The organism is Streptomyces sp. NRRL F-6676 (assembly GCF_000725625.1).
GTDB lineage: Bacteria > Actinomycetota > Actinomycetes > Streptomycetales > Streptomycetaceae > Streptomyces.
The window spans coordinates 1-21,610 of the sequence record NZ_JOHS01000007.1 but is presented as its reverse complement, the minus strand read 5'-3'; the positions used below and the strand labels follow the sequence as shown (position 1 = coordinate 21,610).

The 21,610-nt window shown below is 70.3% G+C and carries 22 protein-coding genes and 1 pseudogene; 6 read left to right on the top strand and 17 right to left on the bottom strand.

Features of this window, described 5'->3' with window-relative positions:
- Positions 1-268: 268 nt before the first annotated feature.
- On the bottom strand, positions 269-904 hold the full coding sequence (locus IO29_RS05420) for a TetR/AcrR family transcriptional regulator (protein WP_030377753.1): 636 nt from the start codon (positions 902-904) through the stop codon (positions 269-271).
- Between the two features lie 148 nt (positions 905-1,052).
- Here IO29_RS05420 and IO29_RS05415 point away from each other — a divergent pair, with 148 nt between their 5' ends.
- Positions 1,053-1,811 carry an SDR family NAD(P)-dependent oxidoreductase gene (locus IO29_RS05415; RefSeq protein WP_030377754.1) on the top strand — a complete coding sequence of 253 codons (759 nt, stop codon included), beginning with the start codon at positions 1,053-1,055 and terminating at the stop codon, positions 1,809-1,811.
- A 404-nt stretch (positions 1,812-2,215) separates the two neighbouring features.
- Here IO29_RS05415 and IO29_RS05410 read toward each other — a convergent pair whose 3' ends face one another.
- The 3 genes from IO29_RS05410 to IO29_RS05400 all read right to left on the bottom strand — a co-directional run bounded on the left by IO29_RS05410 (position 2,216) and on the right by IO29_RS05400 (position 4,503).
- Entirely contained in the window at positions 2,216-2,398 is a 183-nt protein-coding gene (locus tag IO29_RS05410) for a hypothetical protein (protein WP_030377755.1), read from the bottom strand.
- A gap of 177 nt (positions 2,399-2,575) precedes the next feature.
- Positions 2,576-3,253, bottom strand: coding sequence for a response regulator transcription factor (locus IO29_RS05405; RefSeq protein ID WP_199806837.1), 678 nt, complete (start codon positions 3,251-3,253; stop codon positions 2,576-2,578).
- Complete coding sequence (locus tag IO29_RS05400; RefSeq protein WP_051707330.1) at positions 3,250-4,503, bottom strand: sensor histidine kinase; 1,254 nt, start codon at positions 4,501-4,503, stop codon at positions 3,250-3,252. Before IO29_RS05400 ends, IO29_RS05405 begins: the two co-directional genes overlap by 4 nt.
- A 180-nt stretch (positions 4,504-4,683) precedes the next feature.
- Between IO29_RS05400 and IO29_RS05395 the strand changes: the two genes are divergently transcribed.
- The 3 genes from IO29_RS05395 to IO29_RS05385 are packed head-to-tail and all read left to right on the top strand — an operon-like array spanning position 4,684 to position 8,023.
- Positions 4,684-5,631: an ATP-binding cassette domain-containing protein gene (locus tag IO29_RS05395; RefSeq protein WP_030377758.1), complete on the top strand. Its 948-nt coding sequence runs from the start codon at positions 4,684-4,686 to the stop codon at positions 5,629-5,631.
- Positions 5,628-7,190 (top strand): DUF1349 domain-containing protein, encoded by a 1,563-nt coding sequence (locus tag IO29_RS05390; protein WP_030377759.1) that lies wholly within the window; start codon positions 5,628-5,630, stop codon positions 7,188-7,190. Before IO29_RS05395 ends, IO29_RS05390 begins: the two co-directional genes overlap by 4 nt.
- Positions 7,187-8,023 (top strand): ABC-2 transporter permease, encoded by an 837-nt coding sequence (locus tag IO29_RS05385; protein WP_078618087.1) that lies wholly within the window; start codon positions 7,187-7,189, stop codon positions 8,021-8,023. Before IO29_RS05390 ends, IO29_RS05385 begins: the two co-directional genes overlap by 4 nt.
- A 573-nt stretch (positions 8,024-8,596) precedes the next feature.
- Here the strand turns inward: IO29_RS05385 and IO29_RS05380 are convergent.
- The 5 genes and pseudogenes from IO29_RS05380 to IO29_RS05365 all read right to left on the bottom strand — a co-directional run bounded on the left by IO29_RS05380 (position 8,597) and on the right by IO29_RS05365 (position 13,485).
- On the bottom strand, positions 8,597-10,069 hold the full coding sequence (locus tag IO29_RS05380; protein ID WP_030377761.1) for an NUDIX domain-containing protein: 1,473 nt from the start codon (positions 10,067-10,069) through the stop codon (positions 8,597-8,599).
- A 55-nt stretch (positions 10,070-10,124) separates the two neighbouring features.
- Complete coding sequence (locus tag IO29_RS39285) at positions 10,125-10,403, bottom strand: hypothetical protein (protein ID WP_234316383.1); 279 nt, start codon at positions 10,401-10,403, stop codon at positions 10,125-10,127.
- A 206-nt stretch (positions 10,404-10,609) separates the two neighbouring features.
- Positions 10,610-10,729: pseudogene (locus tag IO29_RS39280) on the bottom strand (NUDIX domain-containing protein); the annotation flags it as partial.
- A 134-nt stretch (positions 10,730-10,863) separates the two neighbouring features.
- Entirely contained in the window at positions 10,864-11,379 is a 516-nt protein-coding gene (locus tag IO29_RS05370; RefSeq protein ID WP_030377762.1) for a class I SAM-dependent methyltransferase, read from the bottom strand.
- A gap of 165 nt (positions 11,380-11,544) precedes the next feature.
- Positions 11,545-13,485, bottom strand: coding sequence for an ATP-binding cassette domain-containing protein (locus tag IO29_RS05365; RefSeq protein ID WP_030377763.1), 1,941 nt, complete (start codon positions 13,483-13,485; stop codon positions 11,545-11,547).
- 327 nt (positions 13,486-13,812) lie between these two features.
- Between IO29_RS05365 and IO29_RS05360 the strand changes: the two genes are divergently transcribed.
- Positions 13,813-14,019: a hypothetical protein gene (locus tag IO29_RS05360; protein WP_030377764.1), complete on the top strand. Its 207-nt coding sequence runs from the start codon at positions 13,813-13,815 to the stop codon at positions 14,017-14,019.
- 512 nt (positions 14,020-14,531) lie between these two features.
- On the opposite strand, the gene IO29_RS05355 is transcribed toward IO29_RS05360, so the two are convergent.
- Genes IO29_RS05355 through IO29_RS38805 form a run of 3 tightly spaced genes read right to left on the bottom strand, consistent with a single transcriptional unit; the run spans position 14,532 to position 16,155 of the window.
- Entirely contained in the window at positions 14,532-15,269 is a 738-nt protein-coding gene (locus IO29_RS05355) for an SDR family NAD(P)-dependent oxidoreductase (RefSeq protein ID WP_030377765.1), read from the bottom strand.
- A 48-nt stretch (positions 15,270-15,317) separates the two neighbouring features.
- Entirely contained in the window at positions 15,318-15,821 is a 504-nt protein-coding gene (locus IO29_RS38400; RefSeq protein WP_051707332.1) for a hypothetical protein, read from the bottom strand.
- A gap of 37 nt (positions 15,822-15,858) precedes the next feature.
- The gene (locus tag IO29_RS38805) at positions 15,859-16,155 is read right to left on the bottom strand and encodes a hypothetical protein (protein ID WP_033224629.1); all 297 of its coding nucleotides are present in this window, start codon (positions 16,153-16,155) and stop codon (positions 15,859-15,861) included.
- A 203-nt stretch (positions 16,156-16,358) separates the two neighbouring features.
- Between IO29_RS38805 and IO29_RS05340 the strand changes: the two genes are divergently transcribed.
- Positions 16,359-16,967 carry a helix-turn-helix domain-containing protein gene (locus tag IO29_RS05340; RefSeq protein WP_033224631.1) on the top strand — a complete coding sequence of 203 codons (609 nt, stop codon included), beginning with the start codon at positions 16,359-16,361 and terminating at the stop codon, positions 16,965-16,967.
- 939 nt (positions 16,968-17,906) lie between these two features.
- On the opposite strand, the gene IO29_RS05335 is transcribed toward IO29_RS05340, so the two are convergent.
- The 5 genes from IO29_RS05335 to IO29_RS05320 form a co-directional block, all read right to left on the bottom strand.
- On the bottom strand, positions 17,907-18,290 hold the full coding sequence (locus IO29_RS05335) for a hypothetical protein (protein ID WP_030377768.1): 384 nt from the start codon (positions 18,288-18,290) through the stop codon (positions 17,907-17,909).
- Positions 18,290-18,529, bottom strand: a complete 240-nt coding sequence (locus tag IO29_RS05330) for a hypothetical protein (protein WP_030377769.1) — start codon at positions 18,527-18,529, stop codon at positions 18,290-18,292. Before IO29_RS05330 ends, IO29_RS05335 begins: the two co-directional genes overlap by 1 nt.
- Before the next feature lie 144 nt (positions 18,530-18,673).
- Positions 18,674-19,471 (bottom strand): hypothetical protein, encoded by a 798-nt coding sequence (locus IO29_RS05325; RefSeq protein ID WP_030377770.1) that lies wholly within the window; start codon positions 19,469-19,471, stop codon positions 18,674-18,676.
- A gap of 237 nt (positions 19,472-19,708) precedes the next feature.
- On the bottom strand, positions 19,709-19,852 hold the full coding sequence (locus IO29_RS38800; RefSeq protein WP_199806838.1) for a hypothetical protein: 144 nt from the start codon (positions 19,850-19,852) through the stop codon (positions 19,709-19,711).
- A 650-nt stretch (positions 19,853-20,502) separates the two neighbouring features.
- The gene (locus IO29_RS05320) at positions 20,503-20,985 is read right to left on the bottom strand and encodes a hypothetical protein (protein WP_158713241.1); all 483 of its coding nucleotides are present in this window, start codon (positions 20,983-20,985) and stop codon (positions 20,503-20,505) included.
- Positions 20,986-21,610: the final 625 nt, after the last annotated feature.

Sequence of the window (21,610 nt, the reverse complement as noted above, 5' to 3'; positions counted from 1 at the left end):
TCCCCGCATTCCCGCTCACGACCAGCGCGAGCAGGCCGAGGACCAGTCACACCAGCCCCTTGACCTGCAAGCGCGGCAAGGATGCCCTGGCGATCGCCGACCAGGGCGGCTGGGCCCGGGGCTCCCGCTCGATGAACGGCTACTTCCAGCGTGTCGGCGGGTGGGAGGACAACGCCACCGCCGGCCTCACCAGGCCCGCCCGTCGCACGGCCGCAGCTCCGCGGGCCCCTCCAGCCCATGGTGCCGACGTACCGATTCCGGCTTCGGATCAGGCTGCTCGATCGGAGGTGTAGCGGGCGAGCATGGTCTCCACGGCCTGATCGACGGCGTAACGGATGTCAGAGGCTGCGGGATTCCAGTCGGTCAGCAGCATGCGGGGCCACAGGACGTAGTTGGCGATCATTCCGAGGAACTGGTTGGCGGCGCTCTCGGCGTCCGGGACGTCGGCGTTACCGGCCTCGTGTTCCGACTCCAGGTAGTGCTGGACTGAGGTGAAGTAGGGCAGCTTGCCGAGCTGGAACTGCATTCGTCCCAGTTCGGGGAAGCGGGGCAGCTCGGCGATGACGATGCGGAACAGGGCTGTCATACCGGGCCGGCCGATCAGATCGGCGTAGCGGTGGCCGATGGAGGCCAGGCCGGACCGCAGGTCCCCGGCCGGAGGCCGTGCGACGGCGCCTCCGGCGTCGCGCTGCCAGGACTCCGTGACGATGGCTTCGAAGAGGGCTGCCTTGGTGGGGAACTGCTTGAACAGGGTGGACTTCGAGACTGCCGCCCCTTCGGCGATGCGAGCGAGGGAAGTGCCGTCGTAACCGCGGTTCAGGAAGAGGTCCGTGGCCGCGGAGATGATCGCCTCACGTTTCTGCTGGGCGAGACGGCGGTGATGTGCGGAGAGCTCTGCTGCCATGCGTGCAGTATGCCCCAGCTCCGAGGCGAGTCACTTGACTCGCCTCTTTCGGCATGCCTACGGTGCGGTGGAAGGCGAGTCGAGCGACTCGTATCTTGATCGCGGCACCCCGCTGTCTCTCGGGCGCCGTGCGATGAGGGAGCAACTGATGACAGTCGACAGGATCGCTTTGGTGACCGGGGCCAACCGTGGCCTGGGCCGGAGTACGGCTCTTGCCCTGGCGGCGCGCGGGGTGCGGGTCGTGGCCACTCATCGCGGTGATGCGGCCGGGGCCGAGGAGACAGCGCGGCTAGTGCGAGCCGCAGGCGGGACTGCCGCTGTCGTGCGCCTCGACATCAGGGACGTCTCCTCGTTCGGAGCCTTCACTACCGAGCTGAGCGAACTGCTCGAGGGCTGGGCGGCTTCGCGGCTCGATATCGTGGTCAACAACGCGGGGGTGGGTCTCTTCGGCCCGCTGGAAGCTGTCACGGTCGATGACTTCGACACCGTGTTCGGCACGAATGTGCGGGGCACGTTCTTCCTCATCCAGGCGCTTGTGCCGCTGCTGGGGCAGGGAGCCCGCGTCCTCAACGTCTCGTCGTCGTTGACTCGCCACACCAGTCCCGCGACCTCGGTCTACTCCGCCTCGAAGGCTGCCGTCGAGGGCCTGAGCCGCACTCTGGCCGCAGAACTCGGCCCCCGCGGCATCCGGGTCAACTCCATTGCCCCGGGGCCGACCGCCACCGACTTCAACGGCGGTGCCATGCGGGACGACGCCGAGATGCGCCAGGGTCTCGCCGGACAGACCGCGCTCGGCCGCGTCGGCGAACCCGAGGAGATCGGCGACGCCATAGCCACGCTGGCGTCCGAGGGCCTGCGCTGGATGACCGCCCAGCGCATCGAGGTCTCCGGTGGCGCCCTCCTCTGACCGACCCCAACCGGGCGAGCTTGTGCCGGGCCGCAGACAACGGCGGGCCGGATTCATTCCCCCCGCCCCGCCCCTGCCCCGTCATCGTCTTCGGCCAGTTTCGGCGAGTCCGGGTGAGCGTCCCGGCCCTACTGCCGACGCCACCGTTGACGACCCGTCAACGGCCGTAGCTTCGCCGAGGCTGCTGCGTCGCCCGGGCTTCGCACAGGTGCGCGGGCTGAGCGGCTGCGGTGGCCGGTCCCGGGGCGGTCCCTGTCCCTGCCCCCCGTCCCGGTTCCGTCGCTGTCGTGGAACGTGCCGGGCGGCTCGAGCCGAGGGCCGCTCGGTTAGCGTCCCCCCGGTTACCGCCGTCTCGAGGGGCAATCATGGCTGACCGGACCGGACGTGCCGGTGAGCGGCCATGTTCAGTCGGGCACGCGCGGTGTCCATCCCGTACGCGGCGCCGTGCGCACGAGGCTTGCCGCGGCCGCCTGTTCGGCCTCCGCGACCTTTTCGTACTGCTCCGGCAGTCGCCCCGTCTGGTGGCGGGGCGGCGGGTGGAAGCGGTGGGTGGCGTCCGGAGGCCGGTGGTCGATGTTGTCGGTCACCAGGGTTGACTCGATACGCGCGGACGGTGACGGGCATGGCCGCGGCCGGCTGCCACCCGGTCGCCGTCGTGCGGTACAGCGTCTGCGTCAGCCCCGCCAGGCCGCCGGTGTCGGCGAGGATGTCGCGGGCGTCCCGCTGCTGCCTCTGCTCGCGGGCCGTCGGCCCCTGGCGGCTGCTCAGTCGGGTGGGACGGCTGGGTCGATGATCCGGTACCCCACGCCGGGTGTGGTGGCGATGACCGGGGGGTCGCCGAGTTTGCGGCGCAGGCGGCTGATGGTCACGGTGACGGTGTTGGTGAACGGGTCGGCGTGTTCGTCCCAGACCTGTTCGAGGAGGTTCTCCGTGCTGAGGAACGCGGGGCTCGCCTCCAGGAGGGCTTCGAGTACCGCGAATTCCTTGACGGAGAGGTCGAGTTGGTGGCCGTCGCGGCTGGCGGTGCGGCGCATCGGGTCGAGTGCGATGCCCGCCGTGCTCAGGGTGCGGGACCGGGCGGCGGGGCGACGGCGTGCCAGGGCGCGGATGCGTAGGACGAGTTCGGGGAAGTGGAAGGGCTTGGCGAGGTAGTCGTCGGCACCCAGGGTCAGGCCGCTGACGCGGTCGCCGGGCGAGTCGGCGGCGGTTAGCATCAGGACCATCACGCGGCCGTCCTGCTCGGTGATCATCTGGCAGAGGGCGTCGCCGTGGATGCCCGGCAGATCGCGGTCGAGCACGACGACGTCGTACGTGTTGACGTCCAGCTTGGCCGCGGCGTCGAGCCCGTCGTGGGCCACGTCCACGGCCATGCCCTGGTCGCGCAGTCCCTCGGCGATGACTTCGGCGAGGGGGCGGGCGTCCTCGACCACCAAAACTCTCAACGGGCCATGCCTGTCTCTGTGTCGGAGGCTTCCGCCGTCGCCCTGTCGTCCGTACGGGGGAGGGTGAGGGTGACGCGCAGGCCGCCGTCGGGGCGGGCGCGCAGGTCCAGGGTGCCATGGTGGGCCTGGGTGATGGCCGCGACGATGGAGAGCCCGAGGCCGCTGCCCCGGCCGGTGCCGGTCCGGTCGGCGCCGAGGCGACGGAAGGGCTGCGCGAGGTCCGTCACCCGCCGCTGGTCGAGGACCGGTCCGCTGGACTCGACGATGAGGGACACTGCGCCTGCGTCGTCTCCTTCGGCTCGTACCGCGACACTGATCCAGCCTCCGGGGTCGTTGTGCGCGATCGCGTTGTCGACCACGTTGTCGACCGCGCGACGCAGCAGCGTCTGGCTGCCCCACACCCATGCGGAATCGTCGATCTGGTTTTCGCGCACGGTCAGGCTCTTGGCTGCGATGTCCTTTGTCTGTCCGGTCAGGGCGGTCAGCGCGAGTCGGCCGAGGGTGAGGCGCGCCGAGTCGGTGAACTCGCCGTGCTGGGTGCGAGCCAGGACGAGGAAACTCTCCAGCAGCCGGTCCACCTGGTCGAGTTCGGCGCGCACCCGGGTGGCCAGCGTGGCCGTGGTTTCCGGTACCGGGCCCGGCTTGGCGAGGGCCACGTCCAGGGAGGCCCGCATCGTGGTGAGCGGGGTGCGCAGCTCGTGGGAGGCGTTGGCGACGAAGAGGCGCTGGGCGTCGAAGGATGCCTCCAGGCGGCCGAGGAGGTCGTCGATGGTGTCGGCGAGGTCCTTCACCTCGTCGCGGGGGCCGCCGATGGCCAGGCGTTCGTGCAGGCTGTCGGCGGTGATCCGTCGGGTGGCCGCTGTCATCACGCGCAGCGGGCGCAGCACCCGGCCGGCGACGATCCAGCCGAGGCCGACCGAGATCACCGCCATGACGCCGAGGGCGATGGCGGAGCCGATCAGGATCTGCCGGGACTGGGTGGCGTGCGCCTGGGCCAGCTGCTGCTCCAGCTCGTCGATGCGGCCCTGGGCCTGTGCCGCCGTGGCGGCCTGATCGGTGCCGCCGTCGGGGGCGGTACGGCTGGAGCGCGATCCGCCGGATGCCACCACGGCCGCGAGGGCGAGCAGCGCCGTTCCCGACAGCAGGAACAGCGTCACGTACAAGGCGGTGAAGCGGGCCCGGGCAGTGCCACGGCGCAGGCCGAGCCGGGCAGTCGGGCCCGCGAGCCGTCGGGGCGGACCCCATTTCATCCGCATGCTCCCCTCTCGCCACCGCACCAGGACAGGTACGAGTTCGCCACCGCACCAGGACAGGTACGAGTTCGCCACCGCACCAGGACAGGTACGAGGCCAGGCTAAGCCGAGGCGCCTAACAGCGAGATGACAGCGGCCGTTCGGCCCCTGTAACTTGCTCCGTCACAGGGTGGGGCCATGAGCGAGGAGAGTACGAAGGCGACGATCGAGGTCATCGGTCTGCGTAAACGCTTCGGGCCACAGTCGGCTCTGGACGGGATGACGTTCACCGTGCGGCCCGGACGGGTGACCGGCTTCGTCGGCCCGAACGGCGCGGGCAAGTCCACCACCATGCGCGTGATCCTGGGCCTTGACGCGGCTGAGGAGGGAAAGGCCCTGGTCGGCGGGGTGCCGTACCGTACCCTGCGTCGCCCGCTCCGGCATCTGGGGGCACTGCTCGACGCCTCCGCGCTGCAACCGAGCCGCACCGCCCGCAACCACCTGCTGTGGCTGGCCCACTCACAGGGCGTGCCGGCCCGGCGGGTGGACGAGGTCATCGAACAGGCCGGCCTGGGCGCGGCGGCACGGCGCAAGGCCGGCGGCTTCTCGCTGGGCATGCGCCAGCGCCTGGGAATCGCGGCGGCGCTGCTCGGTGACCCGCCGGTCGTCATGCTGGACGAGCCGTTCAACGGCCTCGACCCCGACGGCATCGTGTGGATGCGCGGCTTCCTGTCGTCACTGGCCCGGCAGGGCCGCGCCGTTCTGGTCTCCAGTCACCTGATGAGTGAACTCGAAGACACCGCGGACCATCTCGTGGTGATCGGCCGCGGCCGGGTCGTCGCGGACACCAGCGTCTGTGAGCTGCTTACCGAGGCGTCCGGCGGCCGGGTCACCCTGCGTACCTCCGCGCCTGCGCGCGCCGTCCAGGTCCTGCACGACGCGGGCGCCACCGTTCTCGCCACCGGCCCCGACACCCTCGGTGTCACGGGCCTGCCCGACGAGGAGATCGTGGCCCTGCTGGCACGGAACGGGGTGCCGTTCTCCCAGGTGTCCGCGCACCGGGCGACGCTCGAAGAGGCGTACATGGAGCTCACCCGGGACGCGGTGGAGTACCGGGGCATCCCGGCGGGGGAGGCCACACGATGACCGCCACCCTCGCCCCTCGTCCCCCGGCCACGAGGAGCACCGAGCGGGGTGGGTTCCTCAGAACGCTGCGCGCCGAGTGGACGAAGTTCCGCACGGTACGCGGCTGGATCCTCGCCATGGCGGGGGCGCTCCTGGTGACGATCGTGCTCGGTCTGCTCGGCACGGCCGCCCCTGCCCCCGGCGGTCGCGGTGCCGACTCCGCCTCCTATCCGAAGGGCCCCGGCGGCGAGGCCGTCAACGACAGCTTCTACTTCGTCCACAAGCCGCTCACCGGCGACGGCACCCTCACCGTTCCCCTGCGGTCCCTGACCGGTGTGGCCGGCACCGGGACCGGCACGACGGCCCGGGGTGCCCAGCCCTGGGCGAAGGCGGGGATCATCGTGAAGGAAAGCCTCACCCAGGGATCCCCGTACGCGGCGGTCATGGCCACCGGCGGCCACGGCGTGCGCATGCAGTACGACTACACGCACGACACGGCGGGCCCTTCCGGCAAGGTCTCCCAGGAGTCCCCGCGCTGGCTGCGCCTGGTCCGCTCCGGTGACAGTCTCACCGGTGCCACCTCCACCGACGGCTCCCACTGGACCAAGGTCGGCCACGCGAAGCTGCCGGGGCTCGCGCACACCGTGCGGGCCGGGCTCTTCGCGACGTCACCGGAGGCGAAGCAGGACACCGCGGCGGGCACGGGCTTCAGCCCCGCCGTGGCCACCGGCACCTTCGGCCGTCCCGGCCTCACCGGCGGCTGGTCCCAGAGCGCGTGGAGCGGCACGCAGGTGGGCGGTGACGCGGGCACCTCCGGCAGCTACACGAACACCACCGAGGGCGGCTTCACCCAGACCGACGGCGGCGGGTTCGCCGTGACCGGGGCCGGTGACATCGCACCGGTCGTCGGCGGGCCCGTCATGGGCGTCGGCTTCTCCGTCGAGAACTTCCTCGTCGGTACCTTCGCCGGGCTGATCGTGGTGGTCGCCGTGGGCACGGTGTTCATCACCGGCGAGTACCGGCGTGGTCTGCTGCGTACGACCGTGGCGGCAACTCCCCTGCGGGGCCGGGTGCTTGGCGCCAAGGCGCTGGTGGCCGGGGGCGTCGCGTTCGCCATCGGCCTGGTCGCCGCCGCGCTCACCATTCCCGTCGGGGAACGCGGCGCGCATGGCAGGGGCTTCCGCGTCTTCCCCGTCACGTCGGCGACCGAAGTGCGCGTCATGGTGGGAACCGGCCTGCTCTGCGCGGCCGCCGGCGTGCTCGCTCTCGGCGTCGGTGTCCTGCTGCGGCGCAGCGGCACGGCGGTCGCCCTGGTCATCGCGTCCATCGTGCTGCCCTTCCTGCTTGCCACCTCCGGCGTCCTGCCCCCGGGCGTCTCGGAGTGGCTGCTGCGGGTGACTCCGGCTGCGGGCTTCGCCATCCAGCAGACCCTGCCGCGGTACGCGCAGGTGCTCAGCGTGTACGAGCCGTCGACCGGCTACTACCCGCTGGCGCCCTGGGCCGGCCTCGCCGTGCTGTGCGGATACGCGGCGCTTGCCTTCGGTCTGGCCGTGGCGCGGCTGCGCGGGAGGGACGTATGAGTTCCCTGAGCGGTGCGCGACTCGCGAGGACGGCGGACGGCGTGTGGCGAGGGGGCTTCGGCCGCGCCGTGCGCGCGGAGTGGACAAAGCTGCGCACGGCAGGGGGAACGGCCAGGTTGCTCGCGCTCGCCGTCGCGCTGACCGTGGCCGTCGGCTGCGGCACCGCCAAGGCCGTGAAGTGCCCGGACACGGGGTGCGGCCAGGACGCCGTCAAGCTCGCCCTGACCGGCGTCACCGTCGGGCAGGCGGTCATCGCCGTCTTCGCGGTGCTGGCCGTCAGCGGCGAGTACGGCACCGGGATGATCCGCACCACGCTCACGGCGATGCCCAACCGGATCACCGTCCTCACCGCCAAGGCGACGATTCTCACCACGGTCGTCCTGGCCTCCGGGACGGCTGCCGTCCTGGCCTCTCTCCTCGCCGGCCGCTACATCCTGCCCGGCAACGGATTCACCGAGGCGCACGGCTATGTCCCGCTGTCCCTGGCCGACGGCCCGACCCTGCGGGCGGCCGTGGGCTCGGTCCTCTACCTCGTCCTGATCGCCCTGATCGGCCTCGGTCTGGCGACGGCGGTACGGGAGGCGGCGAGCGCCATCGGGATCGTGCTCGGGCTGCTCTACCTCTTCCCGGTCGTCACCCGAGTGGTCAACGACCCGGAGTGGCAGCGCCACCTCCAGCAGATCTCGCCCATGACCGCCGGACTCGCGGTCCAAACCACCGTCCATCTGCACGAGTTGCCCATCGGCCCATGGGAGGGCCTGGGCGTGCTCGCCATGTGGGCCGCGGCCGCGCTGCTGGTCGGCAGCCTGCTGCTGCACAGGCGCGACGCGTAGCCGAATCGAGCCGTCCGCGAGCACGGCGGCTCCGGGCCCCTCCCCGGCCCGGAAGTGTGCTGTCTGCCGGGACCACGCTCTCCAGACCGCCGGGCAGCAGGTCCAGCTCCCGGTACCAGGAGGTGAGACGGGCTTCGGTGACGTGCGCCAGGTGGGCGGCATCCGCCTTCGGCGCGTGCCGTACCAACGTCGCTTCCAGCGGCACGTCCAGGTAGTAGCACCCTGAGACACCGCGGTGATCCCGTACCAGAGACGTGATCGTGTGTCCGTAGCGGTCGGCATACAGGATCTGTCCGAGTACGACGTGGAAGCCGGCGTCGAACGCTGCGCGTGCGCTCGTGGCCAGCAGGGCGCTGTCGGCGCCTCGCGCGGTGTCGTGTTCCCTGAGCACGTTCCGGCGGATCACGTCATGGCCCACGATCGCGATACCGCGGCCGTAATGATCTCGCAGGCTCTGGGCCACGCTCGGCTTGCCGGACGCCGAGTTGCCGCGGATCACCACGAGGCGGGTGTCTGGACGCCCCGCCGCTGTCGCAGCGGGCATGCGACTGGATGCGCCGGTCGATGCGGCGGTCACGCGGGCCAGCCCGTCTCGCTGTACAGCTCGCCGTTCTGGATCTTCTCGATGGCCAGTCGGGTATAGGGGACGAGGTCGGCGGGAAGGGCGGCCGGGTCCCAGAATTTCCACTGGGTGCACTTGTCCGGCTCGCGCAGCTCTGGCTCGCCACTCCAGGTGCGAGCGCGGAAGAACAGGCCCATGCGGGGCGGGTTCCTGGGCTTGCCGATGTGGTGGACGACGTGGACGAGTTCGACGTCCCGGCGCTCGATGTGCAGCCCGGCTTCCTCCATCGCCTCCCTGATCAGGCAGGCGATGGCGTTCTCCTGCTCACAGTGGCCGGCCAGGACGTGCCAGGTGGACGGCGCGAACGCGGAGTCGGGGTGGCGCAGCCCGAGCAGCACCGTTCCGTCGGGGCGTTCCAGGTAGAGGTGAACGCCGATGATGTTGGGGACCGTGCCGTGCGGCGAGGCCAGACGTGCCTCCTCGGATGTGGGCCCGCTCTGCGCCGCCGGGAGGCTGGCGGCGTGGCGCCGTACGAGGTCGCTGGTGGTTTCCGCGATGCGCAGGCGGTGGAGGTCGTCGGGGGCGAACCAGGCGAGCATTACTCCTTCGGTCAGGCGGAGTTCGCGTGGGTCGCCGCTCCAGCGGCCTGCGTAGATGGCGATGGGTACGGTCGTGCCGTCGTCGTGGGAGGCGTACTCGGTGCCGAACGGGGACAGGTCGGCGAGATCGAGGCCGGCCTCCTCGGCCAGTTCGCGCCGCACGGTGTGCTCCAGGGTGGCGTCTTGGGGCTCTCGGCCGCCGCCCAGCAGGGACCACATGCCCGGCTCCCAGATCTGGCCGGGGAAGTAGTCGCGGAGATGGAGCAGGTACTCGCCGCGGTCGTTGTAGATCAGGGCCGAGGCGTTGGCCGTCTCCGGTTCGACCTGGAGCGGCAGTTCGAGCAGCTTCTCGCGCAGTGCCGGGGAGGTCACCCGGTCCATGGGACGCCACTCGATGCCGCCGACCTTCTCTTCCTGCGGCACGGCCGACACCTCGGTCGTTTGCAGACGGAAGAGGAACCGGAGGTCGAAGTGCTGGTGTCCGGGCTCGCCCTTGCCCGGATGGACGTCGATGTCGTCGATGTCGATGTGCAGTGGCACGGTCTCGTAGCCCGGCCACGGCGTGACGGCCCGAGACGGGATACCGGTCTCCTCGTGCAGTTCACGCAGAGCCGCCGCTGCCAGGGAGTCGTCGGTGGGCTCGGTGTGGCCGCCGGGGATGAGGACCTCCCCGCTGGCCAGGTGCAGCGCGTGCAGGACGCGGCCGAGCTGGTCGACGACGATCGCGCGGCAGGTGACGTGCCCGGTGAAGGTCGAGCGGCTGGCGATGTCCTCGCCGGTCCGGTCGAGGGCGCCCAGGAGGACGCTGAGCTGCTCGCGCTCGTGAGGGTGACGGGCGAGGTAGGTATCGACGGTGGTGCGGACGTGGTGGTGCGACAACGGCATGGGGACTACCTCGGGGGCGTGGGGCGGGAAGGAGGCGAGGTGGGCGGGGTCGGGGTCAGCTCCCCGACGGCCGGGTCGTCGTCGTGGCCGACCCCGGGCCGCGGCGCGCGCTGCCGATGCTGATGAAGCACCACGCCCAGGCTTGCTGCACGAGCAGCCGCTCGGGGACAGGGCCGCGGTGGAGAGGGCTGTCCCACAAGGGCCGGTAACGCACGTGGACGTCGCGCCGGTCCAGGGCCGGGACGTCGAGAATGTGTCGGCCGTCGGCGAGGTGCGCGGCGGCGGTGTTGCCGAGCCGGGCACGGTAGGCGGCGAGCATGATCTGCCCGTCCACGGGGCGCAGCCGCCGGACCGCGTTCCGGGTCTCAAGAAAGGCGTACTCGGACAGCTCCTGGTGTGGCAGGCGGATCGCCTCCCCCTGGTCGGGGCGGGAGCTCCCCCGTCGAAAACGAATCGGATCTCTCCGGGGCAGTCCGTGCCGGGTTGGAGGTCGGGATGGTGCGCGGAGAGGGAGTGGACGGCGAGCACGGCCGACAGCGGCAGGTCCAGGCCCAGTTCCTCGGTGATCTCGCGCCGACAGGTGACGTGCGGGTGTTCACCGTGTTCGACGACACCGCCGGGCAGCACCCACGAACCGTCCTCGCGGTAGGTGGGATGCACCAGCAGGACCTGGCCCACCTCGTTCGTGATGATCGCGGCGGCACCAAGCCAGGCGGCATGCCGGGTCGCGGCGTACCGATCTGCCGGTACACCCGCACACGCTGAGACGTGATCCGAAGAGGACACGGGAGAACTCACGTAACTCTGCCTTCCGAGACGGTGGACGGGCGGGCTTCCAGCTGTCGACGAGGGTCGCTCAGAGGGCACCGCTGTTCATACGCTGCTGCGGCTGCTCGCCCTACCGGGAAGCGGGTTGCCCGCTCGGTGACGACCGGGTCGATGTCGAGGGTGGTGACGTGCCCGGTCGGACCCGTGAGTTCAGCGATCAGGGCGGCGTTGTAGCCGCCGGAGCCGATCTCCAACACGTGGTGGCCAAACTTGATACGCGCGGCTTCGAGCATGTCGGCCCGCAGCCAGGGCGCGGAGATGGAGCTGATCACCCGGCCGTCGGGCGCATGGCGGGTGGGGACGGTGTCGTCGGCGTACGCGGCATCGAGAGCCGCCTCGGGGGCGAAGGCGTGACGGCGCACGGTGCGAAAGGAGCGCTCGACGGAAGCGGTGCGGATGTGGTTGTCGCCGCGGAGTCGCTCGACGAGCTGGTGGCGCAGCTCGCTCGCATCGCTGACCTCGGTAGCCGGGGGATGTGTCACAGCAGTCCTTCGAGGTTGGTGCGGCGGGTTCGGACGTGGGGCGAAGGTGCGGCGGGTTCGGACGTGGGGCGAAGGTGCGGCGGGTTCGGACGTGGGGCGAAGGGAGCATCGGGAGCGGGCCGGTGTCTATGTCCGGCGGACCGGTGGCCTGGCGCGGCCCGGTGATCAGGGGGCGTCGCCGCTCATCCGGCGTTGCAGCTCCCACAGGGTCCGGAACAGCCCTGGCCGCTGGGTGAGCTGGGCGTAGGTCCCCTCCTGGACGATCCGCCCTTCGTCCAGGACCACGATCCGGTCGGCGACGGCCACGTTGGTGAGACGGTGCGTGATCAGCAGGATGGCGCGGTCCTTCGCCAGTTCGCGCAGACCGGCGAAGATCCGGTGCTCGGCGCGGGCGTCGAGGGCGGCCGTGGGTTCGTCCATCACCAGCAGCGCTGCCTGCCGATGGAACGCGCGGGTGAGGACCAGGCGCTGCCACTGCCCGCCGGAAAGCTGCTGTCCTCCGAACCACTCGCTGGTCAGGAGGGTGTTCAGGCCCGAGCGGAGTTCGGGAAGCATCTCCGCGGCGCCGGACGCCTCGCACGCGGCGAGCAGGGCCGCGTCGCTGGTGTCGCCCTGCCCGAAGGTGATGTTGTCGCGCATCGTCAGCGGCAGATAGGTGAACTTCTGCGGCACCAGCGCGACCTGCTTCCACGACCCCCACGGGTCCAAGGCCGCGGTGGAGGCGTGGTCCCAGGCGACGTCGCCCTCGGTGGGCAGCAGCAACCCGCACAGCAGGCGCGAGAGGGTCGTCTTGCCGGAGCCGTTCTCCCCGACCAGCGCCACGATCTCCCCGCGCTTCACATGCAGGGAGACGTTGCTCAGGCTGTCCTTGGGAGCGCCGTCGTAGCGGTAGGTGACGTCACGGACCTCAAAGCGCTCCGGAGCCGCGGTCACGGGCGCAGTACCGCGGGAGGCGGTCATGGCCTGGCCATGGGCGTTGTCGAGGAAGTTCTGCCAGTCCTGCACGTACCAGCCGGTGCGCACCAGACGGGCCCCGCCGTTGATGATGCCGCGCACCGAGCCGGTGGCGGTCTGCAAGGCGAAGACGGCGCCGCCACCGGCCGCCAGGCCCATCCGCCCGGAGGCCAGAAGCCACAACAGCGCCGCCCACACCGCGGTCGACGCGACCCCGCCGGCCACGGCCCCGGCCAGCCCCATCCAGGCACCCGTGTTCGCAGCCTTGCGCTCGGCGGCGTTGACCGAGGCCGCCAGCCGCCGGTACCGCCCGATCAGGAAGGGACCGGCCAGGCAGGCGCGCATCTCCTCACTGGACTCCTGATAGGCCATGTGCCATCGCAACTTGCCCAGCATCCGGCGCCGCCCGGAGGTCTCCAGCCCGGCGAGGTAGAGCACGCGGGCGGAGCGGACGTACGCGGCGGCCTGCGGCAGGCAGGCGAGGAAGAGAAGGGGAAGGAGCAGGGGGTGCAGGACGGTCAGGACAGTGGCGCCGGCCGCGAGCGTGGCGGACGCTGCGAGCACGTCCTGCGCTTCTTCGACGAGGTCGGGGGTGACCTGGGCGCCGCGGTCCGCGATGTCGTAGGCGTCGTTGTAGCCAGGCTTGTTGTTGGCGGCCAGCTCCGCGCCGAGCGCGGCCTCGATCATCGTCAGCTCCGCCGCGCGGCCGAGGACCGGGCGAAGTCGGCCGGTCAGCCAGACCACGGCGATGCCCAGCAGGGCGCGCAGACCGGCGGCGGTGGCGATCACAGTCAGCTGCGGGGCGGCGTCCCACAGCCGCTCGGTGATGACACCCGAGGAGACCAGCGCGGTGATCGTGCCCGTGACGGCCAACAGGCCGAGGGCGGCAAGGACGCCAGTCCCGATCTGGCACACCAGCAGGCCGATGGTCGCGCCGCGGTCCACGCGCCAGGCCATCCGCACCGAGCGTCGCACGAGCGAGGGAAGGCGCCGCGCCATGGTGCGGGAGGTCAGCAGGGAGCCGGCCTGGAGCCGCGACGCGTCGCGGTAGAGGTATTCCTCTTCTCGAACACCGGTGTCCTGCGGTTCGTCTGCCGGCACGGGCCCTTTCGGCGGTTGCGGCGGCTGGTCCTGTGTAATGGCCGAGGTCATCGTTCCCCCTAGGACGGTCGCTGACGGTCGCTGCGGCTGAGTCGTGAGGTCTAACGACACGGCTGCGATTTCGAACACACGTCATTCGGTCGTGCTGGAAAGCCCGTTGTTTCCTGCGTCAGGGATCCCCGAGGGCGTCGGATCCCTGATCTGGCTTGGAGCGGCTGCGGGCAGGAAGTGGCCGAAACGCCGACGCCGCCGAACCGCATGAGCGAAACCGCGGTCTTCCCGGCCATCCCCCCTCCTGACTGGGTGCTGGTACGGCCTGCAGCAGACTTTCCAGCTCTGCTTCGGCGTGACCGACCCCGCCTGTGTCAGAGCCTCGTGATGGTGGGCGGAAAGGACACCGGATCCCAGTCCGGCTGCGGTGATCACCGCGTTCAGCGCGTCTGTCGCGCGATCGTCCAGGGCGGACGCGGCGACGGGGCGGTGCAGGGCGTCGCGTGCGGCGTAGGCGTCGAGTCGGGCGACGCCGACGAGGGCGTCGAGTATCCGGGCGGTGTGGCGTCCGGCGCCGTCCGGTTCCAGGGCTGACAGGCCCGCCCGGGTCTGGAAGACGGCGGTCGGCGCATCGGGGTGGGCAAGGAGCTGGACAGCTGCATCGAGGGTGTGGTCGAGGTCAGCTTCTGGGATGGGGGCGTCCGCGGGTCGGCAGTGGGTGTGCAGGAGGAGGGCGGCGGCTTCCTCGCAGGGCTCTGTTGGCGCCCGTAGCCTTTCAAGGAGACAGGTCCTGGACGAACCGAGATGTTCTCCACTGCTCGGCTTCAGCGAGCAGACCGCCGCGGATTGGACGGCCGAGAGCGGAGGCGACGACGTCTCCTACGCTGCCTGTCGAACCCGCAGCGCAGCCGCCGCTCAACCGACGGGACAGGGCGATACGGCGGGGCCGGCACCTTGACGTCGAACAGCCCATCCGGAGGGCGCTTCAGCGTGGGCAGCCGGAGGCGTCGTACGCCGACGGTAGTGCCTCACCGACGGGGGCGGGGCTACCGCTCGCAGTTGGGCTTGTGCGGTGTCGTCCAGGTGTGTCGTGGCCTGCACACGCGTTATCCGAGAGCGGGTTGACCGCCCATGGCACTGAGGGTGGCGCCGTTGACGTAACTGGCGTCGGGGGAGGCCATGAAAGCGATGGCCCCTGCGATCTCCTCGGGGTCGGCGAGGCGTTGGAGGGCGACTGCTTGTCCGGCGGATTCGAAGGCGTCGCCGTAGGCGGCGGTGCCTTCTGTGCGGGTGGGGCCGGCGGCGACGGCGTTGACGCGGACGCCGGCGGGCCCGTACTCAGCGGCCCAGACGCGGGTGAGGGATTCCAGGGCGGCTTTGGTGGCTCCGTAGATGCCGGTGCCGAGGCCGGGTGTGCCGGCGGCGCCGCTGCTGACATTGACGATGGCACCGTGGCCGCGTTGCGTCATGCCGGGGGCGAGGGCCTGGACGAGGAGGTAGGGGGCGCGCAAGTTGATGGCGATGTGGGCGTCGAAGGTGGCGGGGACGGTGTCGGCGGTGCGGGCGAAGTGGAAGATGCCCGCACTGTTGACCAGGATGTCGACCTGACCGGCACGTTCGGCCAGGTCAGTCACCTGCGCGGGGTCGGACAGATCGGCCGGCTCGAAGCGGGCCCTGCCTCCGAGAGCTGTGATGCGCTGGAGGGTGTCGGCGGCGCGCTGCTCATCGCGGCCGTGAACGATGATGTCGACGCCGCGGGCGGCCAGGGCCAGGGCAGTGGCCCGGCCGATACCGGCGGTGGCCCCGGTGACCAGGGCGGTCTGCTGTGCGAGGTCGTGTTGCATGGTCGTGCTCGTTTCTGCGTGGCGTCGGTGTAGGTGAGAGGTGTGGGGTTACTGGGTGCGCTGGGCGGTCAGGACGGTGTCGTGGATGGTGACGTGCCGGCCGTCGGGTGCGGTGGCGGTGCGGGGGCGAGCGGTGCGAGTGACGGCTCTCCAGGCGATTGAGGGGAGGTCGTCGATCAGGTCGTCGGCGGTGTAGAAGATGTCGGGCTGGGGCGGGCGGGGCATCTCGGTCTCCAGGTCGTTGGGGTGGTGGCCGATGATCACCAGATGCCCGGCGCCGGCCACCCGCGCGGCGAGGGCGGCGAAGCACTGGAGGCGGGATGCGGGTGAGGGTGCCGACGCCATCTGGCTGGCCCAGGCAGGCCGGCAGGTCACCGGCACCGACTTCTCCGGCCAGGCCCTCGCCCGCGCAGCCGACCACACCCCCACCGCGCTCGCCGGACGCCTCATCTGGAATCGGGCCGACATCCGCACCTGGACACCGAAGGACGACGCCCCCCGATACGACTGGTCCCAGAACGCAGCTTCGTAGCGTGGATCGGTGTCGCTCATCAGGGACTCTCCAGGGTGTGCTCGAGAACTGTGATGATCACGCGGGGACGGTGTCGGGGGCGGGGATGCGGCGCGCCCAGAGGCCGAACAGGAGCAGGCCGGCCAGGGGGAAGGCGGCGGTCGCGAGCAGGGTTGCTCCCAGACCGCCCTCCAGGCCGCCTTCCAGGCCGCCGGCGGCGGACAACACGCTGGCCAGGGAAAAGCCCAGCTCACGACCGATGTCGGGCAAGGCCACGTTCACGATCGAGGTGTCCACCACGAACTTCAGCCGCGTCAGCACCAAGATCCCTACCGCCACCGCCACCGCCACCGCCACCGCCACCGCCACCGCCACCGGCCCACGGCGCACGGCGCACCGCCACCGCCGCTCCCGGCGGCGCTGTAGCCCGCTGTACGCCCCTCACCTCACTCCTGCTGGTCTGCCTCATCGCATCTCTCCCCCTGCCGTACGGCAGCCCCGGTCAGAGCGCCTGCCACCACAGTCGGGCCGTCCAGCAGAACGCGCAAAGATCCTTGCTGCGGTGGCAAGGTGGAGGGATGGACGAAGAAACGCAGTCGACGATGGCGGCCGTAGGCCCGCGTCTCAAAGGGCTGCGGACCCAGCGCAGCCTTTCCCTGACAACCCTGGCCGAGGCCACCGGGATCTCGCTGAGCACACTCTCGCGCCTGGAATCGGGCCAGCGGCGCCCCACCCTCGAGCTGCTCCTCCCCCTCGCCCGGGAGCTACGCGTCGACATTGGCCAGCTCATCGGCGCACCCCAGACGGGCGACCCCCGGGTACACCTCCAGCCCGTCACCCGCCACGGCATGACCATGCTCCCGCTCACCCGACGGGCAGGCAGCCTGCAAGCCTACAAATTGATCATCTCGCCGAAGATGCGCTCGCCCGAGCCCGAGCAGGCCAGCCACGAGGGCTACGAATGGATCTACGTCCTCGACGGCCGACTGCGCCTGGTCTTGGGCGACAAAGACCTGATCATGGGCCCCGGCGAAGCCGCCGAATTTGACACCCGCACCCCCCACTGGTTCGGCAACGCCGACGACCACCCCGTCGAAATACTCAGCCTCCTCGGCCACCAAGGAGAGCGCGCACACCTACGCGCCCGAACCACGCCCCCGCCCAAGCACACCCGCGAGATTCCCTGACCGGCCGGACAGCTCCCGCCCGTACAGAAACGCACCTACGCCAGTTGGCACCACCCGGGGCAGGGCATTGCGTAGGTCGGAACATCCCGCTGTACCAGCAACTGCCATAGGTCGGGTGTCCTCAAGTAGGGGGTGTGCTAGCTAGGTGGATGTCGAACTGCCGGGTGGCTTCCCACCCGGTGGGGAACGTCCGGGCGATCTCCCGCTCGGCGAACAGAACTCCCAGGGCGGCGCGGCGCCGCCGGTAGGGTCAGCCGGTCCCGGTGGTCGGGGTACGGCCGAGGCGGAGCAGGTCGGAGACGGCGAAGTGCGCCGGTTGCTCGGCGGCGGCCCGGGCGGCGCTCGTGCCCCGGTGGCGCAGCCGGTCCTGGAGCCAGTCGAAGGCGAGGTGTCCGGCTGCGGCCTACCCGATCAGCTCACTGTCGAGGGCCGTGCGTCCGGCAGCTGCCGCACCGCTGCGGCCACGATCTCCGGGAACGGCGGCCCCATCCGTGTGCCGCTGCGGGAGCGGAGTACGACCTCGCTACTGTCGACGGCCGGGGCTACCCGGAAGCCGGCCCACTGGGCTCCTCGGCGGCCCCGGTCGGCAGGTGGGAGTCGTCGACGGCGGTGGTGTGCGTCGGTTCAGGCAGGGTTCAGGCCATGCTGGGATGGCTACCACCGCGGTCGCCGATCGCCTATCGCCGCGGCTTCGCTCCTGTCCGGGACTTCGCTGGCGGAGCCGCCCCGGCAGACACCCCCGAGCTGCTGGGAGTGACCCGGCCCCGGGGCGGTCTGTGGAAGCAGGGGGTGCCGTACGGCGGGCGGACGGGTGTCTGCGGGCAGCAACTGGGCCGCCATCAGGACACTGACTGACAGCCTCTACCGCTTCTTTCCAGGACGGGGGCGAGGTGGCGCGTGCCGCCGCTCGTCCGCCGGCCGAGGGAGACCAAGCCGGGTTCAGATGCGCCAGGAGCGGAGCGTGTCCGCGATGTCGTAGATCTTCAGGCGGGTTTCGCGGGCTTTTCCGATCAGGTCGGAGAGCGCTCCGTAGGGCGGGTCGATGCCTTCACCGCACTGGTCGAGGTACTGGGTGGTGACAAAGGCCGCGAAGAGGCTGTTGCGATGGGGGAGCGGTTCGAGCCGGACGATGGTGTGCAGGAGGGCCGCAGCGCGCCATGCGGCGTCGGGGTTGGACTCGGCGAGCGTCGGCGTGCGGGTCTTGTGGCGGGCGACAGCCGCGACGAGAGCGGAGTAGTCGGTGACGGACACGTCGTCGTGGCCGAGGGCGATGTCCTGGACGTCCAGGAGCCAGGAGACATCCACATACAGGGTCTCGCTCATCAGGCGGCCGTGGCTCCCCGGTCGCGCTCGGAGGGCGGGACCTCGTCCGGGAACGCGGTGTCGAACTCCTCGCGCAGCCTGTCCGCCCAGGACGCGGCACCTGCCACGAATCGCTTGCGGTGCATCTCGCGCACGCCCAGGTCGTGGACGTACTGCTTGAGGCTCTTGCCCTCGGCGGCGGCAGCGGCACGCACGCCTTCCATCTCTTCCTCGGTGAACGACACATTCAGTGACGGCATACCCGCATGGTACCTACTTGGTGCCTGCCGAGGAAGCGGAGGAGACGCCGACGCTCCCGCCCGGTCCAGGACTGGGCGGGCGGCCCCAGCACAGCCCCACCAGCTGAGAGGCGGTCGGCGAGAGGGCCGTTCGCGTGCGGTCGCTCAGAGGGTGAGCACGGGGCGTGTGGAGAAGTCTTCGTAGATGTCCTCTCCGTCCGGTCCGTACACGAACTCGGCCATGGCGGGGTTGCGGTTGGCGGTCGCCAGGGGGAGCCAGGCCAGCAGGTGGCCGTAGCCGCCGCATACCGACTCGCCCCCGTCGCCGCCGTGGATGGCGGTGACATCGCTGGTCAGCTCGGCGCGGTAGGTGTCGTAGGCGATGCGCAGGCCGAACGCGTTCAGCTCGTTGTGCGGGCCGGTGTCGTCGTCGTAGGGGATGCGGTCGAGGGGACAGTCGTCACCCCACCGGAACAAGGTGTCCGCCCCGGCGCCGCAGGCGTGTTCCCACTCGTCGGAGCTCGGCATCCGCAGACCACGGGCGAGGAGGGCAGCCGGCATGTCGGCCGGGGGCTCGGTCAGGGTCTCGTCCTGCACGGCCATGAGGACGGTGGCCAGGTGAACGCTGCGGCGGGCGCTGAGGATCCGCTCGAGGTGGCTCCGCAGGTCGGGCCCGTAGCCGTAGCCCTCCTCCAGACTCTGCGCGTAGTCGGCGGCCTGCTGCGCGGTCGGCTTCCAGGCGTTGGGGTCGAAACCCAGGGACACCTGGCCTCCGGGTATCAGGGCGAACTCCTGCCCCTCCCGCTCGATCCGGACGCGGTGCAGCGGGGCACCGAGGTGTTCCGTGGCCTCGACGAGCGACACCCGGCCGCCCACATGGTCAGCGGCAGTCCGGGCGATCCGTCGGGCGGCGGCCTCGTCGAAGGTCCGCCACCGGTCGAGAGTGAGATCAGCGAGCGACATGGTCGGCAGTGTGGCACGCGGCACTGACACAGCATCGATGTCCGCGTGCAGGGGCACGGCCTGGATGACTTCATTCCTGCACAGAACTACCTGTAACGGGCGTGACCGGCTTCTTGCTGTGGCGTTGCGCAGGGCACGGACGATCCGGACGAGCCGGTATGGACGTGACCGACTTCCCCGACGACCTGGTGCGGACGCAAGCCGCCTGGAACGCCGCCTACGACGCGCTCGCCGCACCTACCCCGCCCCCCCCGCGACACCACCGCCCTGCACCGCCGCCTGCTGCGCCTGTCCGTACGGCTGTGGTGGCACCCCTACGACCACGAGGACGGCGGTCAGGCCGGCGCCTACGAGGAGTTGCAACGTCACGGGCACCGTCATGCTGCGACTGCTACCAGGGCCGCCGCCACGGAGACGATCACGATGATGACAACGGCCTCGGCGCCGCCCAGGCGCCAGGGGGAATTCCGTTCTCCACACAGGAGACGGAAGGGGACTTCGACACAGGGGCTCCCTACCCTTTCTGGTTCGGCGACCCATCGGTCGCCGGACACCTGTCGCTGACTCCAACCCGACGCGTATCACGGGCGGTTGCAGCCGCCCTGCGTGTGGTGCGTGGCATGGATGGTGGCAGCCGCAAGGGGCCGGAAGTCCCTGTCGGAGCCCTTTCGCAGGGGGTTGATGCGTCGGTGTCCCCCTGCCCACGGGGGCACTCGCGCGCGAAGAATGCGACACAGAGTCAGCGCCGCACCGCGCACACATCCGTGACCTGGGTCTCTGGCACCCCGTCCAGCGGAGACCGAATGCCGGTCACACGTGGTGGCGAACGCATTGATGCGTGCATGCGTCGATCGCGGTTGCGTGAATGTCAGTGGTGGGCAACGCTTTCCCGCATCTCGGCTTGCACCCGACAGGGTGCGGGCCTTGCCCTGATCCTGCTGACTTCAACCGAAGTGAACAGGGATTCCCGGCCTTGCGTTGCAGCGCGAGGCCACCGGGAGCCGGTGGGGCAAGACCGCGACCTCTCCCGATCAGCAGCCCTGCGGGGAGAGTTGGATGTAGTAGACCGGAGTCCAGTCCGGGTACGAGACCGATGCGTTCACATCACCCTCAAAGCAGTCGATGAGCCTGCCGGACGCATTGAGCGTGCGAAGCGTTGCACCTCCGGTCTGGCGATTGTTCAGCCACCCCTTGCCGATCCAGTTCTCGAGCGAGTACACACCGTAGTTGTAGTACCAGAAGTCGGCATAGTACGAGTCGTACTGGTGAACCCTTATGCACGCATAGCCCGGACTGCATTCAGAAACATCGTCCGACAGGTCGCCGTTGAAGTAGGCGGGCGCCGGATCGCTCCACGGGCCACCCTTCATGATTGCAAGGTCGGCCCGAGGCGCCGGTATCACTTCGGCAGACGCCATCTGTTCGGCCGAAAGCTGCCACTGTGATCCCGGTCCCTGCGGCGCGGCAGAAGCCGTGGCGCCTGCCGTGGCCAGACCTGCAAGGAGTAGTGCCACCAGTCCCGATACCAGGCGATAGGTTCGAACTCGACGCATGAGCGGCCTCCGGTCTTCATCGCAGTCGGTTCTCCGGCGCTCACTGTAGATTCCGCCCAGCAGCTGCGCCCATCCTTTCGAGGACGGTCGAATAGTTGGCCAGTGGAGCATCTCCCCCTCTGCTCCCTTACCTGCCCTTCGCGGAGATACTCGATGGCAGGAGGCGGTCGCCCGCCCACAGCGGGCACTTGCTTCCATGCCAGTTGACGGCCGGTCTCAACGCGGACTTCAATGCGGTCAACGTGCGAGAACACCCGTCGCCAGCCGTCCCGGCCCGATCGTGTGTGGATGCCCGCCAGCGAGGACCGCCCGGTCAGCGCACCGCCGCCGGCCTCCTCCCTGGGCACGTACCGGTTGCTCCGGCACCACACCCTCATGGTGCTGACAGAGCCGAGGGCGACCCAGAAGGTTTCTGACATGGCGGGGATTCTGGCCCCACCCGTACGGCCGTGGATTAGCCGGCTGTACCCACGAGAGGGATGCCAGGTATGGCGTAGCTGATGGTGTGCTTATTGATCTTGATTGTGGCCTGCTGTTGTTCAGTTGTACTGGGTGGTAGTTCTGGTCAGTCGGTGAGGCTTACGCG

What these genes read in the sequence shown, in the direction of transcription:
- IO29_RS05420 (WP_030377753.1), bottom strand. Translation starts at nt 904, where the DNA reads ATGGCAGCAGAGCTCTCCGCACATCACCGCCGTCTCGCCCAGCAGAAA.
- IO29_RS05415 (WP_030377754.1), top strand. Translation starts at nt 1,053, where the DNA reads ATGACAGTCGACAGGATCGCTTTGGTGACCGGGGCCAACCGTGGCCTG.
- IO29_RS05400 (WP_051707330.1), bottom strand. Translation starts at nt 4,503, where the DNA reads ATGAAATGGGGTCCGCCCCGACGGCTCGCGGGCCCGACTGCCCGGCTC.
- IO29_RS05395 (WP_030377758.1), top strand. Translation starts at nt 4,684, where the DNA reads ATGAGCGAGGAGAGTACGAAGGCGACGATCGAGGTCATCGGTCTGCGT.
- IO29_RS05390 (WP_030377759.1), top strand. Translation starts at nt 5,628, where the DNA reads ATGACCGCCACCCTCGCCCCTCGTCCCCCGGCCACGAGGAGCACCGAG.
- IO29_RS05385 (WP_078618087.1), top strand. Translation starts at nt 7,187, where the DNA reads ATGAGTTCCCTGAGCGGTGCGCGACTCGCGAGGACGGCGGACGGCGTG.
- IO29_RS05380 (WP_030377761.1), bottom strand. Translation starts at nt 10,069, where the DNA reads ATGCCGTTGTCGCACCACCACGTCCGCACCACCGTCGATACCTACCTC.
- IO29_RS05365 (WP_030377763.1), bottom strand. Translation starts at nt 13,485, where the DNA reads ATGACCTCGGCCATTACACAGGACCAGCCGCCGCAACCGCCGAAAGGG.
- IO29_RS05360 (WP_030377764.1), top strand. Translation starts at nt 13,813, where the DNA reads ATGGTGGGCGGAAAGGACACCGGATCCCAGTCCGGCTGCGGTGATCAC.
- IO29_RS05355 (WP_030377765.1), bottom strand. Translation starts at nt 15,269, where the DNA reads ATGCAACACGACCTCGCACAGCAGACCGCCCTGGTCACCGGGGCCACC.
- IO29_RS38400 (WP_051707332.1), bottom strand. Translation starts at nt 15,821, where the DNA reads ATGAGCGACACCGATCCACGCTACGAAGCTGCGTTCTGGGACCAGTCG.
- IO29_RS05340 (WP_033224631.1), top strand. Translation starts at nt 16,359, where the DNA reads ATGGACGAAGAAACGCAGTCGACGATGGCGGCCGTAGGCCCGCGTCTC.
- IO29_RS05335 (WP_030377768.1), bottom strand. Translation starts at nt 18,290, where the DNA reads ATGAGCGAGACCCTGTATGTGGATGTCTCCTGGCTCCTGGACGTCCAG.
- IO29_RS05330 (WP_030377769.1), bottom strand. Translation starts at nt 18,529, where the DNA reads ATGCCGTCACTGAATGTGTCGTTCACCGAGGAAGAGATGGAAGGCGTG.
- IO29_RS05325 (WP_030377770.1), bottom strand. Translation starts at nt 19,471, where the DNA reads ATGTCGCTCGCTGATCTCACTCTCGACCGGTGGCGGACCTTCGACGAG.
- IO29_RS38800 (WP_199806838.1), bottom strand. Translation starts at nt 19,852, where the DNA reads ATGACGGTGCCCGTGACGTTGCAACTCCTCGTAGGCGCCGGCCTGACC.